Source organism: Amaricoccus macauensis, from assembly GCF_014201905.1.
GTDB classification, from domain to species: domain Bacteria; phylum Pseudomonadota; class Alphaproteobacteria; order Rhodobacterales; family Rhodobacteraceae; genus Amaricoccus; species Amaricoccus macauensis.
This window is the reverse complement of sequence record NZ_JACHFM010000001.1, coordinates 60,364-75,138: the sequence shown is the minus strand read 5'-3', so window position 1 is coordinate 75,138 and position 14,775 is coordinate 60,364. Positions and strand designations below refer to the sequence as shown.

Sequence of the window (14,775 nt, the reverse complement as noted above, 5' to 3'; positions counted from 1 at the left end):
CTCCGTGGTTTCGTCGGTTGGTGTCCAGGGATCGTCGGGAAGACTGCTGCCGGGCCTGACGCCGCCCTGGAGCTTGCGGTCGGAGTGTTTCCCCGCGTGGGGGTGTTGCATTCCTCCGAGGGCCCGGCATGAAACTTGGTGGAACCGGGTCATCGCCGGTCCTGTTGTCACCTACCGGCGGGCCTCCGAGACTGTCGGGGCGGCGCCGAGATATGCGGCGAGATCAAGCGCCTCGGCCGCCTTCCGGATCGTGCCGAGCCGGGCGTAGACTGTGCTGCGATGGATCCCGAGGGCCTCGGCTGCCTCCGTCGGCGACATGTCGATCAGCGCCAGCGCGACATCCCTGCAGGTCGGTGTCAGCCCTGCGAGAAGGCGCCGGACATCGCGGACCAGCCCGAACGCCTCGTCCGGTGCACGCGCGACGGCGGCGTGCGGCATCTCGCTGTCAGGGAGGGTTTCAGCGAGCGGCAACATCTCGTCGTTGCCGCGACCCTGGGACGGAGTGTCGAAGTCGACCCACGCCCGCTCGGCCCGCAGGCGTTCGGTCGGCGCGGCCAGCGTGGCGATGCGGTTCGCCAGAACGCGGTCTGCAAACGTGTCGTACTGACCGCGGGAGGGGTCGAACCTGTCGTCGCGGCGATAGAGGTGCAGACGCAGGTCCTGTTTGATGTCCTCGGCGTCCATGCCGGGAACCGAGCCCGACCGCGCCAGCCGTTCGGCCCGGATGATGATGTTGCGGGAGACGCGCGAGCGCGCGTCGCAAATTGGGTGGAAACGCTCCATGAAGTTTCGCCTTCGTCCAGGTGGACGGGCACGCGGCCCGAGTGACCGGGACCGGCGAAAATTCGCGGAACGGGCTCGAAATCAGAGCGAACGACGCAGAAAAAACCCACGAAACCGAATGGTTTCATGGGGTTGCGTGGCAGGAAAAAAGTTCGAAAAGGGTCAGTCGTCGTCAGCGAGATTTCGCCGGGACAGACCTGCGACGCCCTGCCTCAGTCCGCTGCCGTCGATGGTAAACCTCGCGACGTATTGGCCGGAATCGTCCCCGATGGGGTCCTCGACAATCCCGGTGAAGGCTGAGAGTTGCTCGCTAACGAACTGCTTGTGCTTCTGGGCGCTACTCTTGCCCACGGGTATTCGGCCGCCGTGAAGCGCGAAACTGCGCAGCCACTCCCACGGGAGTCGTGCCTTGCCTGTACGCTTGTCCGCCATGCCGACATCAGCAGGCGCTACGGCGCGTTGAACGCCCGGCCCGCTAAAATTGAACAGCTCGTCATTCTCGAATGCGATCCGGATCGACGACCAGGTCGTGCCAGGTGGCAGCGCGATTGCCGGTGGTGCTGGTGCGTCATCGCCGGAGCCCGGAAGCTTCGCGATCAGGTCTCGGAAGATCGTCCTAGGATCGAACCGAGCCGCGAGCGTAGTCTTCTGGTCCCAAACGACGACATCGTCGAGAAGGAAGACACGCGCCTCCGCTTCGGCCAGCCTCGATGACAGATCACAGTCGATGGCCGAGGCATGCGGGACCAACACCGCTTTCGGGCCAGGTGTGCGAAAGACCGGTGCGAGATCGGCGAAGATAAATGGGGCTCCTTGCTCGGTTAGGCCAAGGAAGACGGCGAATCCGACCCCCGACCGCATGTCGTAACGTCCGAGGGCAAGCATAGGCGTGGGAGCCACAACCGGTGTCGTGTCTTGCAGGCCGAACGCGCGGATCAGGGCGGAGGCAAGCTTGCCACGGTGAAGCGCGAGGATCCGAACGTCGTCCCTCTCGAGACGGAGGGTGTCGCAGCGGCGCGGAACATCGCCGCAATCTGCCCGGAACTTGCCGTCGGGCAGCAGAACGAGGTGGCGGAAGCAACCGTTTTCGCTCGAGCGCGGGCACACGAGCTCTTCGGCGAAATCGCCGGTTCTGTGCAGCAGCGCCCCAGCGATGGCCCAGTCCTCACCGAGTTCTCGTACCCAATCACGTTGCGGAGCCGAGCCGCCAAGCGCCTCAAGCGCCTGCCAGAACCGGCTCGTCCTCATCGATCACATCCATCTCCCTGCTGATGTCGAAGAACCCACGCTCGCGGAGCCAGGCCTCAACTCGTTCGGCATCCGAATCCCGGTCGTAGCGGGCCGAGTCGAGGCGGATGTGGACACCACGCTCGCGACTCGAATCCTCGAACAGGAAGCCGAACTTGGCGGAGGTGATCTTTCCGCGCGAGAGCGCTTGCTGCCAGTGTGTCCCGAGAGACTGGTAGAGGTGCGACGAGCGCCGAATATCGATCTGAGGAGGATCACCCGGGATCACGCGCACCACTTCCAGCAGACGGACGCGCGTCACGCCGTCGACATCGCCGCACTTCAGGATATCGGGCCCGACTGTTCTGATCGGCGCGAGGGTGAAAACTTCGCCTTCACCGAAATAGTTCGACCGGTTGAAGACCAGCCCACCCAACGTATTACGATACAGATCCCGTTCGCCCTTGGTCTCTGCGTTGATGCCGAGGAGATCCAGCACTGCGTCGTATATGATTACGTCGTGCTTTTGCGGCCGGTAGAACGCGGCACCGGATTCGCCGTCTTCCTCGTGCTTGCCCTCGCGAACCGCCGCCTTTCCATGGCGGATGACCAACCAGAACTTCTGCTCCCGCCGAAAACAGAAGGCGCGCACACCACGGCCTTTTCTGCGCTCGTGGAACCAAGGGTTCATGATCTCAGTCATGCGCGCCAGATGTGTCTCTGCGACCTCAGGAAGCTCGCGCCCGTCGCCGTGTCGGCCCGGATAGTATTGGAAGGCCGATTTGTTGAATGCGATCGCTCGAACTGTTCTTGCCTCGAGAACGCCGGGGCGAGCGAGGTGGATCTGGACTGCAACATCGGCGGTTGTCGGATTTGCGGCGGGCGAAATCGCGATACCTTCCTCCATCGCACGCTCAAGCAACCATTCGAGCGTTTCATCCGAGGCAGCCTCGTCGATGTAATAGAGCCCGTTCATGAGCTCCATCGGCATTTCGGGATCGTACGAGAGGAGAGTCTTCGCCAGATCGTTGTGTGGAAACTCATCCGTCGGGTCAGTTGGAAAAACAAACCCGCGCTTTGCGAAGTAATCGCGCCATGGCTCGAGAAGTTCGATTAAGTGGACATTTGCTATCCGCTTCAAGCCGTCCGGACGGATAAATACTTTTGGATTAAATGACGCCATTCGCGACTCCTGGATGAATCGGTGGAAGTTTAGGCTACTGACGGACCGGTTCTGGCACAAGTATCTGTTCGCGAAAGGTTCCCTGAGCGCCATCCGACAGTCCGCCACCCCCGCCGGTAGGTGAGGAGAGCATCTGGAGCTCTCCCATGAACAGCATCTACCCGGCGCGCCGCGCCATCCCGCATTCCCTCACGCCAGCGCCCACTAGCGGGGTCGGCGCATGATCGATCCAGACAAACGCGAACAGGCAGCCCTGCGCGCCGCCCTCCGCAACATGGCCGAACTGATGGCCGAGATCGGATGGACCACGCGGTTCGCCGATCTCAGCGAAGAACAGGCGCTCGCGCTCGCGACCGCCGCCGTCGACGGTTTCCAAGAGGCGATGCAGACCAGCGCGCCCCGGCCTGATCCGGAGGTGCCGTTCTGATGGACGCCGGTTTCGACTTCAACCATCGGGAGAAGCCGCCCAGTTTCGCGGACACCGTCAATGCCTGCATCGACACCGCCCTCGTGGCGGAACAGGCCGAACGTCCCCAACGCGACTATCTCGGAGGCAGTCGGCTGGGTGACATCTGCCAGCGCAGGCTGCAGTACGAATACCTGAAGACGCCGAAGGACCCGGGCGCCGGGTTCTCGGGCAAGTCCCTGCGGATCTTCGCGCTCGGGCACGTTCTCGAAGACCTGGCTATCGTCTGGCTGCGCAGGGCCGGGTTCGACCTTCGCACGCGCAATCGCCATGGCGATCAGTTCGGCTTCTCGGTCGTGGGCGGACGTGTGCAAGGCCATGCCGACGGGGTGGTCGTCGCCGCGCCGAACGGCATGGCGGTTCCTGCGCTCTGGGAGTGCAAATCGGCGAACGCCAAGAACTGGCGGGAAATCGCGAAGCACGGCGTCAGAAAGGCCAAGCCAGTCTACGCCGCGCAGATCGCGCTCTACCAGGCCTATCTCGGCCTGACCGAGGCGCCCGCGCTCTTCACGGCGATCAACAAGGACACGTGCGAGATCTGGCACGAACTCGTGCCGTTCGATGCCGCACTCGCCCAGTCCGCCAGCGACAAGGCGGTGACGATTCTGCGCGCCTGTGATGCGGGTGAACTTCTTCCCCGCCACACGGCCGACCCCGACCACTTCGAATGCCGCTTCTGTGCGTGGCGGGAACGCTGCTGGGCATGACGGTCCCGTCCGACACCATCGCGCCCGACGACGTCGCGCCCGACGCTGAAATGATCGCGATCTATGCCGACGTGGTGTTCGGCTACTGCGACGGCTGGGTGCCGGTCCGTGCGCTCGCAGAGAAAGGCGCGGGCGATGGCCCGCCGCATGTGCCCTTCATCGAAGCGGACGCCACGCTCGCCGCGAAACTCGCGCTTCAGGCGACATGGGCGAGCGACGCCGGCATGGCCTTGTTCGTGGCGCCCGGTACGGTTGCGGCTCCCGGCGACGCGCGGGCGGAGAGCATCGTCCAGACGCAGGTGGTGCTGGTCGATCTCGACCATGGCGACATCGGCGCGAAGCGCGACCACCTTGTGCAGCACCTCGGTTGCCCGACACTCGAGGTCGCATCCGGTGGTGTCACCGCCGAGGGCCAGCGCAAGCTGCACCTCTACTGGCGTCTGACCGAGCCCGCCGAAGGCGAAGACATCGCCACGGTCTGCCGCGCCCGGCACATGATCGCCGCGAAGGTCGGCGGCGACCCTTCGTTCCGGTCAGCGCACCAGCCGATCCGCGTGGCGGGATCGATCCACGCCAAACAGGGTCTTCGGCGGCTGGTGCAGATCCTGAACCACGATCCTCGCGATCACGACCTTGGCGAGCTGCTCGAGGCGATCATCGCGATGCCGCCGCTCGACGGCGAGAACGGGCTCGACTTCAACATGGCCGCGACCGAGCGCGGCAGCGTGACTGAGCTGTTCGGCCGCCAGGTTCGCGAAGGCGGCGTGGATGGCACCACGCGGTTCGACGCACTGTCGCGCGTAATCGGTTACTGGATCCGCCGTGCCCGCGAAGGCCACGTGCCGCGCGAACAGGCGTGGGAGGAAATCGTCTCCTACAACATGGCCCGCGTTGCCCCTCCCTGGCCGGAGGATCGGCTGCGCGAGGAAGCCGAACGCCTCTGGAAACGCGACGCCGCACGCAACGGCGAGATCGATGACGAGGATGACGGTCCCGATGGCGGCGGCCCAGCTGGCGGGGGGCATGATGGGCCGGTGCCGGTGCGCTTCACCGAGGATGCGCTCGCCGCAGCCTTCGCAGCCCGACACGCCGAGACATGGCGCTACGTCGCCGGCTGGGGGCAATGGCTGACCTGGTCGGGCAAGCTCTGGCGGCGAGAGGAGACGCTGCAGGCCTTCGATCTGGCCCGGATGATCTGCCGCGAGGCGGCGGCCCGTGCCGGGTCTGCGCGGCTCAAGGCGAAGCTTTCCAGCGCCGCGACCGTCTCCGCCGTGGAGCGGCTTGCCCGTTCCGACCGCCGCCACGCAACCACGACGGAGCCGTGGGATCGCGATCCCTGGCTGTTGAACACGCCCGGCGGTGTGGTCGATTTGCGCAGCGGCGCCTCGCTGCTCCACGACCCCGGCCTCTTCATGACCCGCATTGCCGGGGCATCGGTCGCAGACGCCTGTCCGGTCTGGCTCGGGTTTCTCGAAACCGTCACGGGCGGGGATGGCGAACTGCAGTCCTACCTGCAGCGCATGGCGGGCTACTGCCTGACCGGCGTCACCACCGAGCATGCCCTTTTCTTTCTCTACGGCACCGGCGCCAATGGGAAATCCGTTTTCGCCAACACCCTGACCGCCATCCTTGGCGACTACGCCACCGTCGCGCCAATGGACATGTTCATGGCCACGCAGGGTGATCGCCACCCGACCGACATGGCGGGCCTGCGCGGGGCGCGCATCGTCACGTCCATCGAAACGGAACAGGGCAGCCGCTGGGCCGAGAGCAAACTCAAGGCGCTGACCGGGGGCGACAAGATCACGGCCCGCTTCATGCGGCAGGATTTCTTCGAGTTCATCCCGCAGTTCAAGCTGCTGATCGTCGGCAACCACAAGCCTTCAATCCGCAACGTCGACGAGGCGATGAAGCGGCGCCTGCACATGGTGCCGTTCACGGTCACCATCCCGCCCGCACGGCGCGACAAGCACCTGGCCGATAGGCTGCTCGCCGAACGCGACGGGATCCTCGCATGGGCGCTCGAGGGCTGCATCGAATGGCAGCGGACAGGGCTGCGCCCTCCGCCCGCCGTGATGGCTGCGACTGAGGATTACTTCGAGGCCGAGGACGCCATCGGTCGCTGGATCGACGAGCGCTGCTCTGTCGGGTTGCACCTCAGCGCCAGCACCTCCGCGATGTTCGCCGACTGGAAGGCGTGGGCCGATGCGAACGGCGAGTTCGCAGGCTCGGTCAAGCGCTTCTCGGAAGCCCTGATCGTCCGGGGATTCGAGCGTCACAACACCCGCGCCGCGAAGGGATTCCGGGGCATCGCCCTCGATGACAGCAACTCTGACCTTTTCTCGGGAGAATAGGAAAATGCCAATGAATTCAGAGAGTGTGACGGATGTGACGGATCATACCTATAAGACCGTTACGCGCGCGCATGTGCGCGCCTGTGGAGCGGATAGGGAACCATCCGTCACATCCGTCACACCCGTCACCAACCCTCCGGTTCGGATGGAGGACGGTGGCGGACTGCTTCCCTGCATCCTCGCGCTCGACCTCGGCACCTCGACCGGCTGGGCGATCCGCGGCCACGATGGTCTGATCACCAGTGGGACCGTCTCGCTGCGCCCGGGCCGCTTCGACGGCGGCGGCATGCGCTACCTGCGCTTCACCAACTGGCTGACCGAGATCGACCAGCTGTCCGGTCCGGTCGCCGCGATCTGGTTCGAGGAAGTCCGCCGTCACGCCGGCACCGACGCGAGCCACATCTACGGCGGGCTCATGGCCACGCTGACCGCATGGGCCGAGCTGCGGGGTGTGCCCTACGAGGGCGTCCCGGTCGGCACGATCAAGCGCCATGCCGCTGGCAAGGGCAACGCCGACAAGGCCGCGATGATCGCCGCCGTCCGCGCCCGCGGTTTCAGCCCGGCCGACGACAATGAGGCCGACGCCATCGCCCTGCTGCTCTGGGCGATCGAGACGAAGGGAGGTGTCGCATGAGGTGGCACCCCCACGGCTACGGCGGCCGGCGCCGGGATCCCGAACAGGTCAAGCGCGAGGGCTGGCAGGAACAGGGCGTCCTCGCGGTCTCCGCCGATGACGACCGTCTCACCTGGCCCGAGCGTGAACTGGTCCGCCAGCTCGGCGAGAAGCTCTACGGCCCGCGCCCGTCCGACAGGGAGGCGCGCCATGGCTGATCGCGAATGGACCGCCGACTGCGTCGCCGATCATTTCGAGGAGGCGTTCCGCACCCTGCGCCAGCTGCCGCCGGTGAAGGCGCAGGGCTACTTCAACACCTGGCCCGACATCGTGCGGACCAGCCGCGAGATCGCGGCGATGGAGCCGCAGCCGATGCGGGTCTGGCCCTCGGCCGCCGCCATCACCCGGCTCGAGCAGACCTTCGACTGGGTGCTCTGGATCGAGGAGGCGGAGCGCAAGCTCGTCTGGTCCCGCGCGGCCCGTGTGCCGTGGAAGCAGATCAGCGGCGAGCTCGGCTGCGACCGCACCACCGCGTGGCGTCGCTGGCAACTGGCGCTGACCAAGATCGCCGCGCGCCTGAATGCGCAGTGACTCCAATGTGTTGCAACACTTTTTCTTTCGACATCTGCAACATGATCGTGCTATTCCGAAGGCAAGATGGGGAGAGTGCGCTGGAAAGCTCGCTCTCCCTTTTGCGTTGACGGCGGCCTTCTGGACCCCGGCATCCAGCAAGGGTCCGACCGGGGTCCAGCCCACGACAGTTTCCGGTTCCTTCCTGGCGACATTCGTATGCTGGCGGGCGAAGCGCGGAACATCGCCAGCGACAGGGCCGGATTTTTGGGAAGCCACCCGGAAGCCGGAGCCACGCGCGCCCCGCGCAAACACCAATGAACGCTGGCCTTCCGACCGGACACCGCTGGTGGCCGCTGGACCCCGTGTGGAGTCCGGCCCGGCATCCGGAGTCCGGAAGCCACCGGCATCCACCCGACCGAGGAACCGTGCCCATCATGACGTTGAGCTTCGCCCCGGACGCGATCGAGACGTGGCCGCTGTCGCGCCTCCAGCCCTACGCGAAGAACGCGAAGGCGCATGGCGCGGATCAGGTCGCGAAGATCGCCGCCAGCATGGCCGAGTTCGGCTGGACCGTGCCCTGCCTCGTCGGCGAGGACGGCGAACTGATAGCAGGCCACGGGCGCGTGCTGGCCGCGACGCAGCTCGGGCTGACCGAGGCGCCGGTGATCGTGCTCGGGCACCTGACCGAAGCGCAGCGCCGGGCGTACCGGATTGCGGACAACAAGCTGACGGAACTCGGCACCTGGGACGAGGCGCTGCTGTCGGCGGAACTGAACGACCTGCTGGCCGAAGACTTCGACCTGTCGCTGGTCGGGTTTTCCGATGGCGAACTCGACAAGCTGCTGGCCTTCGATCTCGACGGTGGCGGCGAGGAAGAGGGCGCCGGGGGCTCCGTGCCGCCGGTGACCATCCCCGAACCCCCACGCAATCCGGCGTCGCGGACGGGCGATCTCTGGATCCTCGGCGATCACCGGCTGCTCTGCGGCGACAGCACCAGCGCGGCCGATGTGCGCCGCCTGATGAACGGTGAGCGCGCGATCCTTTTCGCGACCGATCCACCGTATCTCGTCGACTACGACGGCTCGAACCATCCGACCCGCAACAAGGACTGGTCGGCGTCCTACGGCACGACTTGGGACGACAGTTCGCAGGGCGCGGAACTCTATGACGGGTTCATCGCTGCAGCCGTGGCGGAAGCCATCGCCGAGGATGCTGCCTGGTACTGCTGGCACGCCTCGCGCCGCCAGGCGATGCTGGAAGCCTGCTGGGAGAAGGCAGGCGCCTTTGTGCATCAGCAAATCATCTGGGTGAAAGACCGGGGCGTCCTGACCCGGTCGCATTACCTCTGGAAGCACGAGCCCTGTTTCATGGGCTGGCGTCGCCCGAACCGCCCGCCGAAGGTGGCCGAGGAAACGCTGCCATCGACATGGGCGCTTCCCAGCTTCGCCAAGGATGACCGGCCTGACCATCCGACGCCGAAGCCGCTCGACGCCTTCGGGATCCCGATGCGCCAGCATGTGGCGCGGGGCGGCCTCTGCTATGAGCCGTTCTCCGGCTCCGGGTCGCAGATCATGGCGGGCGAGGCCAATGGCCGCCGCGTCTTCGCAATGGAGATCAGCGCGGCGTATGTCGATGTCGCCGTGGAGCGTTGGCAGGCCGAAACCGACAAGGACGCGATCCTCGACGGCGACGGCCGGACCTTCGCGCAGGTGAAGGCGGAGCGGCTGGGCGACGTCACCGATACGCCGGACACGGACGCCGAACCCGAACCCGCGCGAAAGCGCCAGACCGCCGCGTGACATGCATGACCTGGCTCTACCTTCCTCCGGAGACGCTTCCGGAGCCGGAGACGCATGTCTGTTCGGCCTCTCCCTCTGCTCCGGCGCGGGCGGTATCGACCTCGGGCTCACCATCGCCATCCCCGGATATCGTGCTGTGGGCCATGTCGAACGGGAAACCTTCGCCGCAGCCACTCTCGTGGCGCGGATGGAAGACGCGTCCCTGGATCAGGCTGTTGTCTGGGACGATGTTGCAACTTTCGACGGCCGCCCGTGGCGCGGCGCGGTGGACATCGTCACTGCGGGCTATCCGTGCCAGCCGTTCTCCGTCGCGGGCAAACGCCGGGGCGCCGACGACCCGCGCCACCTCTGGCCGCATGTCGCCCGCATCATCGGCGAGGTCGAACCGCCCTTCGTCTTCCTCGAGAATGTCGCCCATCATCTCCGCCTCGGCTTCCCCGAAGTCGCCGCAGGACTGGTCGGCATGGGCTACCGCCTTGCGGCAGGCCTCTTCACGGCGGCGGAAGTCGGCGCGCCCCACAAGCGCGAGCGGCTCTTCATCCTCGCCATCCGCGAAGGGGACGAGCTGGCCGACCCCGCGCGCCTGCTCTGGCACCCGGTCGAGTGGCGGGAACCGGACGGAACTGCTGCGGCTCTGGCCGACGCCAAGGGCCAGCGCCAACGAGAACAGGCAGACAATACCGACGCCGTCGCAGAAAGCGGGCCAGCACGGCATGAACCTGGCGACCACGGCTGCGATGTGGCCCACGCCGCAGACCGACAGTTTCCGCAGCCGGGGCGGCGAACGACGAGACGAGAAGGGTCTGGACCGCATGGCGCGGGACTGGCCGACGCCGATGGCGAACGACGGCTGCAAGCCGAGCGCGGGCAACCGCAAGACGGCCGATCTGACCCATGCGGTGGGATTGTGGATGACGCCGACGGCGCGGGATCACAAGGACGGGGCGACGACACTCGCGAACACGCCGGTGAACGGCCTGCTTGGCCGCCAGGTCCTGGTGACGCCGATGGCTGGGAGCGATACCTCCGAGCCGCGCCGGACCTTGAACCCGCTGTTCGTCGAGGCACTGATGGGTTGGCCCACCGGGTGGACCGGCTTCGCCTCTGTGGCAACGGCGTGGTCCCCTTGGTTGCGGCGCATGCGCTGCGAACTCTCGCGGCTGAACTGCTGGCCGATGGATGAGGCAGCGGCATGAAGCAGACCCGCCTCATGTCGCTGGTCGAGTCCGTCGCCAACGTGATCGTCGGCTACGGCGTCGCGGTCGTGACGCAGATCCTGATCTTCCCGATCTTCGGGCTGCACACGACGCTGGCGCAGAACCTGAAGATGGGCGCCATTTTCACCGTCGTCTCGATCGCCCGTTCCTTCGCCTTGCGGCGGGTGTTCGAGGCGATCCGGATGCGGAGCGCCAAATGATCGACCGCCGCCCCGTAGGGACGGCGGTCATCAGCTTGTCGGGGTCCGGCGCGTCAGGCGGCGGGGAGTTTGTACACGCGCCCCCGATCCTCGACCTTCTCCGAGGTCACCTCGAGCCCGAGCTTCTTCTTCAGCGCCCCCGCCATCGCGCCGCGCACCGTGTGCGACTGCCAGCCCGTCGCGGCCATGATCTCCTCGATGGTCGCGCCGTCCGGTGCGCGCAGCATGGCGATCAGCGTGGCCTGCTTGGTGCCCTCGCGCGGTGTGCGCGTCTTGGGCGCGGTTTCGGCTACGGTGGGGGTGTCCGGCGCGGCCTCCTCGGTAGGCGCGTCCGTCGCGCCCGCAGGCGCGGGGTTCGCGTCCTCGGTCTCGATCCCGATGGCGGCAAGGCCCGCGTCGGTGGCAACCAGCGTGACGCCGTGGCCGTCTCCGGTCTCGCGCCACATAAGCTCGCCCTTGCGCGTGTCGGCGTCGACCTCCTGCAGGAAGTTCTTCGCGAGCATCGCGCCGACCACCTTGGCAGCGGCGCCGCCGCGCAGGCTCTCGGGCAGCGGCAGTGCGATGCGGTCCTCGCGCTGTGCGGCGGCGCTGAGGATGATGGCTTGGGTGTCAGAAAGCTTGGTCATGGGATCGTCTCCGTATTCGGGCCCGCGTCATGCGGCGCCTCCTACGACCCCGAGCCGCGCAGGGCGCGCGGCGGGAGTTCCGGCAGTGCCGGAGATCAGCGGGCGTGCTCGCCCTCGCCGAAGGCGCTGTCGGTGATGCGCTTCAGGAGGCTGGCGTAGTGTTCGAGGGTGCCGACATGGCCCCAGTTGATCTCGTCGGGGTGGGCGTTGAAGTGGTCGTCGCTCAGCGTCTGCAGCCGGGCGAGCATCTCGTCGATCTCGGCCTTCTTGCCGATGAAGGCCGCGAGCGCGGCTTCCTTATTCCGGCGCGCCTTCTCGGCGCGGAGTTCGTGGCGCGGGGTGGTGATCGGGTTCAGGCGCGTGGTCATCGTGATGGCTCCTTGGTGAGTTGCATCGTCCTTCTGAACGGACGTTCGCTCCGGTCGCGCTGCTTATCAACTCGATAAGAACATGATTTCGATAGATAATCGGAGCCGTCGATGCAGGGCATGAGCGAGCGCCAGTACGCCGCGCATGTCGGGCTGTCGCGGGGCGCGATCCAGAAGGCCAAGGCCGCCGAGCGGCTGGTCCTCTATCCCGACGGCAGCATCAACGCGGCCGCCAGCGACGCCAGACGTGCCGAGACGACCGACCCGTCCAAGACCCGCAAGCCGCCCACGCCGAAGCTGAAGCCCGTCCCCGAGGCGGCCGTGGCCGCTGTTGGCGACACGCTGCGTGAACAGGGGCTGGCAGTCCCGGCCGTCGGCGGCGGCACGACCTTCCTGCAGGCGAAGACCGCGAACGAGGTGCTGAAAGCGCAGGAGCGGCGCATCCGGCTCCAGAAGCTGAAGGGGGAGTTGATCGAGCGGGCCCGCGCGCTGGCGCTGGTGTTCCGGCTGGCGCGGGAGGAACGGGACGCGTGGGTGAACTGGCCTGCACGCGCGGCGGCGCTGATGGCGGCCGAACTGTCAGCCTCGTGCGCCGACGTGACCGGCCAGCAGATCACCGTGGAGCCAGCCGCGATGCAGAAGGTCCTGGAGAAACATGTACGCGCCCACCTCGACGAACTCGCCGAGGTCCGGCCCGACTTCCGGTGACGATGATGGCCTGATCGACTTCGACGGCGCGGGCGAGATCCTCCGCGCCTGGGGCAACGGGTTGCGGCCCGACCCGGACCTGACCGTTTCGGAATGGGCGGACCGGCACCGGCTGCTCTCGGGGCGGGCTTCAGCCGAACCGGGGCGGTATCGCACCGTGCGCACGCCCTACATGCGCGAGATCATGGACCGGCTGTCGCCGGGGGATCCCACGCAGCGGATCGTGTTCATGAAGGCGGCGCAGGTCGGCGCGACCGAGGCGGGCAACAACTGGATCGGGTTCGCGATCCACCAGGCGCCGGGTCCGATGCTGGCGGTCCAGCCGACCGTGGAACTGGCCAAGCGCAACTCGCGCCAGCGCATCGACCCGCTGATCGATGAAAGCCCAGAGCTGCGGGAGCGGGTGAAGCCCGCGCGATCCCGCGATGCGGGCAACACGATGCTCTCGAAGGAGTTCGCGGGCGGCATCCTGATCATGACGGGCGCGAACTCGGCGGTCGGGCTTCGGTCCACCCCGGCGCGCTACATCTTCCTCGACGAGGTCGACGCCTATCCCGCCTCGGCCGACGAGGAAGGCGATCCGGTCACGCTCGCCGAGGCGCGCTCCCTGACCTTCGCCCACCGGCGCAAGGTGCTGCTGGTCTCGACGCCCACGATCCGGGGGCTGTCGCGCATCGAGCGCGAGTACGAGGCCAGCGACCAGCGTCGGTTCTTCGTGCCGTGCCCACAATGCGGCCACGCACAATGGCTGAAGTTCGACCGGCTGCGCTGGCAAAAGGGCCGCCCGGAGACGGCCGAGTATCACTGCGAGGGCTGCGACGCGGCAATCGCGGAACACCACAAGACGGCGATGCTGGAGGGCGGCGAATGGCGGGCGACCGCCACGGCCGCCGATCCGACCACGGTCGGGTATCACCTTTCGGCGCTCTATTCGCCGATCGGCTGGCTGAGCTGGGAGCGGATCGTGCGGTCATGGGAAGCAGCCCAAGGGTCGGACGAGGCGATCAAGGCGTTCCGCAACACGATCCTCGGCGAGACATGGGTCGAGACCGGGGAAGCGCCCGACTGGCAGCGGCTCTACGACCGGCGCGAACGCTGGAAATCCGGCACGGTGCCAGCAGGCGGGTTGTTCCTGACAGCCGGAGCCGACGTGCAGAAGGACCGGATCGAGGTCGATGTCTGGGCCTGGGGTCGCGGCTTGGAAAGCTGGCTCGTCGATCACGTCGTCATCGAGGGCGGGCCCGACCGGCACGACGCCTGGTCGGAGCTGACCGCGCTGCTGGACAGGTCCTGGCCGCATGAACGCCGCGCGCATCTCAGGATCGCGCGGCTCGCCATCGACACCGGCTACGAGGCCCCGGCGGTCTATTCCTGGTCGCGGGCGCAAGGCTTCGCGCAGGTGTCGCCGGTCAAGGGCGTCGAGGGGTTCAACCGCTCGAGCCCGGTGTCGGGGCCGACCTTTGTCGACGCGACCGAGGGCGGCAAACGCCTGCGGCGCGGGGCGCGGCTCTGGACCGTGGCGGTCTCGACCTTCAAGGCCGAAACCTACCGCTTCCTGCGGCTGGCACGCCCGACCGAGGAGGAGATGGCCGACGGGGCGGCGTTCCCGCCCGGCTCGGTGCACCTGCCGCACTGGGTCGAGAACGAATGGCTGAAGCAGTTCGTGGCCGAGCAGCTGGTGACGGTGCGCACCAAGCGCGGCTTCGCCCGGCTGGAATGGCAGAAGCTGCGCGAGCGCAACGAGGCGCTGGATTGCCGGGTCTACGCCCGCGCAGCCGCCTGGATCGCGGGCGCGGACCGCTGGCCCGACGAGAAATGGCGCGACCTCGAGGATCAGCTCGGGGCCGCCCCCACCGACACCGATCCCGCCGGGCAGATCAACCGGCCGGGACAGGCCCCGCAGGGCAAGCGCCGCTCCGACTGGCTCGGGCGGCGGGAGGGATGGTTCTGA

At 67.1% G+C, this 14,775-nt stretch carries 16 protein-coding genes and 1 pseudogene; 12 read left to right on the top strand and 5 right to left on the bottom strand.

From position 1 onward, the window contains the following. Positions 1-171 precede the first annotated feature (171 nt). The 3 genes from HNP73_RS00410 to HNP73_RS00400 all read right to left on the bottom strand — a co-directional run bounded on the left by HNP73_RS00410 (position 172) and on the right by HNP73_RS00400 (position 3,193). Entirely contained in the window at positions 172-783 is a 612-nt protein-coding gene (locus HNP73_RS00410; protein WP_184145993.1) for a sigma-70 family RNA polymerase sigma factor, read from the bottom strand. 162 nt (positions 784-945) lie between these two features. Further along, entirely contained in the window at positions 946-2,031 is a 1,086-nt protein-coding gene (locus HNP73_RS00405) for a hypothetical protein (RefSeq protein WP_184145992.1), read from the bottom strand. Beyond that, positions 2,000-3,193 (bottom strand): hypothetical protein, encoded by a 1,194-nt coding sequence (locus HNP73_RS00400; RefSeq protein WP_184145991.1) that lies wholly within the window; start codon positions 3,191-3,193, stop codon positions 2,000-2,002. Before HNP73_RS00400 ends, HNP73_RS00405 begins: the two co-directional genes overlap by 32 nt. 220 nt (positions 3,194-3,413) lie before the next feature. Between HNP73_RS00400 and HNP73_RS00395 the strand changes: the two genes are divergently transcribed. The 10 genes and pseudogenes from HNP73_RS00395 (at position 3,414) to HNP73_RS00355 (ending at position 11,122) form a co-directional block, all read left to right on the top strand. Next, a complete protein-coding gene (locus HNP73_RS00395; RefSeq protein WP_184145989.1) occupies positions 3,414-3,620 on the top strand; it encodes a DUF6511 domain-containing protein in 207 nt (68 codons plus the stop codon). Further along, a complete protein-coding gene (locus HNP73_RS00390) occupies positions 3,620-4,366 on the top strand; it encodes a hypothetical protein (RefSeq protein ID WP_184145987.1) in 747 nt (248 codons plus the stop codon). The genes HNP73_RS00395 and HNP73_RS00390 overlap by 1 nt, the downstream gene beginning before the upstream one ends. Then, complete coding sequence (locus HNP73_RS00385; protein WP_221288085.1) at positions 4,363-6,720, top strand: phage/plasmid primase, P4 family; 2,358 nt, start codon at positions 4,363-4,365, stop codon at positions 6,718-6,720. The genes HNP73_RS00390 and HNP73_RS00385 overlap by 4 nt, the downstream gene beginning before the upstream one ends. A 10-nt stretch (positions 6,721-6,730) precedes the next feature. Beyond that, positions 6,731-7,354 carry a crossover junction endodeoxyribonuclease RuvC gene (locus HNP73_RS00380; protein ID WP_425486609.1) on the top strand — a complete coding sequence of 208 codons (624 nt, stop codon included), beginning with the start codon at positions 6,731-6,733 and terminating at the stop codon, positions 7,352-7,354. Then, positions 7,351-7,551, top strand: coding sequence for a hypothetical protein (locus HNP73_RS00375; protein WP_028720215.1), 201 nt, complete (start codon positions 7,351-7,353; stop codon positions 7,549-7,551). Before HNP73_RS00380 ends, HNP73_RS00375 begins: the two co-directional genes overlap by 4 nt. Then, positions 7,544-7,924 (top strand): DUF6362 family protein, encoded by a 381-nt coding sequence (locus HNP73_RS00370; RefSeq protein WP_083548827.1) that lies wholly within the window; start codon positions 7,544-7,546, stop codon positions 7,922-7,924. The genes HNP73_RS00375 and HNP73_RS00370 overlap by 8 nt, the downstream gene beginning before the upstream one ends. Positions 7,925-8,340: 416 nt before the next feature. Next, positions 8,341-9,705, top strand: coding sequence for a site-specific DNA-methyltransferase (locus HNP73_RS00365; RefSeq protein ID WP_093359550.1), 1,365 nt, complete (start codon positions 8,341-8,343; stop codon positions 9,703-9,705). Between the two features lies 1 nt (position 9,706). After that, positions 9,707-10,216 (top strand): annotated as a pseudogene (locus HNP73_RS23010) (DNA cytosine methyltransferase); the annotation flags it as partial. Positions 10,217-10,418: 202 nt separating this feature from the next. After that, the gene (locus HNP73_RS23005) at positions 10,419-10,901 is read left to right on the top strand and encodes a hypothetical protein (protein ID WP_177208252.1); all 483 of its coding nucleotides are present in this window, start codon (positions 10,419-10,421) and stop codon (positions 10,899-10,901) included. Continuing rightward, positions 10,898-11,122, top strand: a complete 225-nt coding sequence (locus HNP73_RS00355) for a DUF7220 family protein (RefSeq protein ID WP_028720220.1) — start codon at positions 10,898-10,900, stop codon at positions 11,120-11,122. The genes HNP73_RS23005 and HNP73_RS00355 overlap by 4 nt, the downstream gene beginning before the upstream one ends. 53 nt (positions 11,123-11,175) lie before the next feature. Here the strand turns inward: HNP73_RS00355 and HNP73_RS00350 are convergent, their stop codons facing one another. Beyond that, on the bottom strand, positions 11,176-11,748 hold the full coding sequence (locus HNP73_RS00350) for a DUF3489 domain-containing protein (RefSeq protein WP_028720221.1): 573 nt from the start codon (positions 11,746-11,748) through the stop codon (positions 11,176-11,178). A 95-nt stretch (positions 11,749-11,843) separates the two neighbouring features. After that, positions 11,844-12,116, bottom strand: coding sequence for a hypothetical protein (locus tag HNP73_RS00345; RefSeq protein WP_028720222.1), 273 nt, complete (start codon positions 12,114-12,116; stop codon positions 11,844-11,846). Positions 12,117-12,227: 111 nt separating this feature from the next. On the opposite strand from HNP73_RS00345, the gene HNP73_RS00340 reads away from it, so the two are divergent. Together HNP73_RS00340 and HNP73_RS00335 are read left to right on the top strand one after the other, a co-directional pair. Beyond that, positions 12,228-12,824, top strand: a complete 597-nt coding sequence (locus tag HNP73_RS00340; protein ID WP_028720223.1) for a hypothetical protein — start codon at positions 12,228-12,230, stop codon at positions 12,822-12,824. Then, positions 12,772-14,775 (top strand): phage terminase large subunit family protein, encoded by a 2,004-nt coding sequence (locus HNP73_RS00335; RefSeq protein WP_184145985.1) that lies wholly within the window; start codon positions 12,772-12,774, stop codon positions 14,773-14,775. Before HNP73_RS00340 ends, HNP73_RS00335 begins: the two co-directional genes overlap by 53 nt.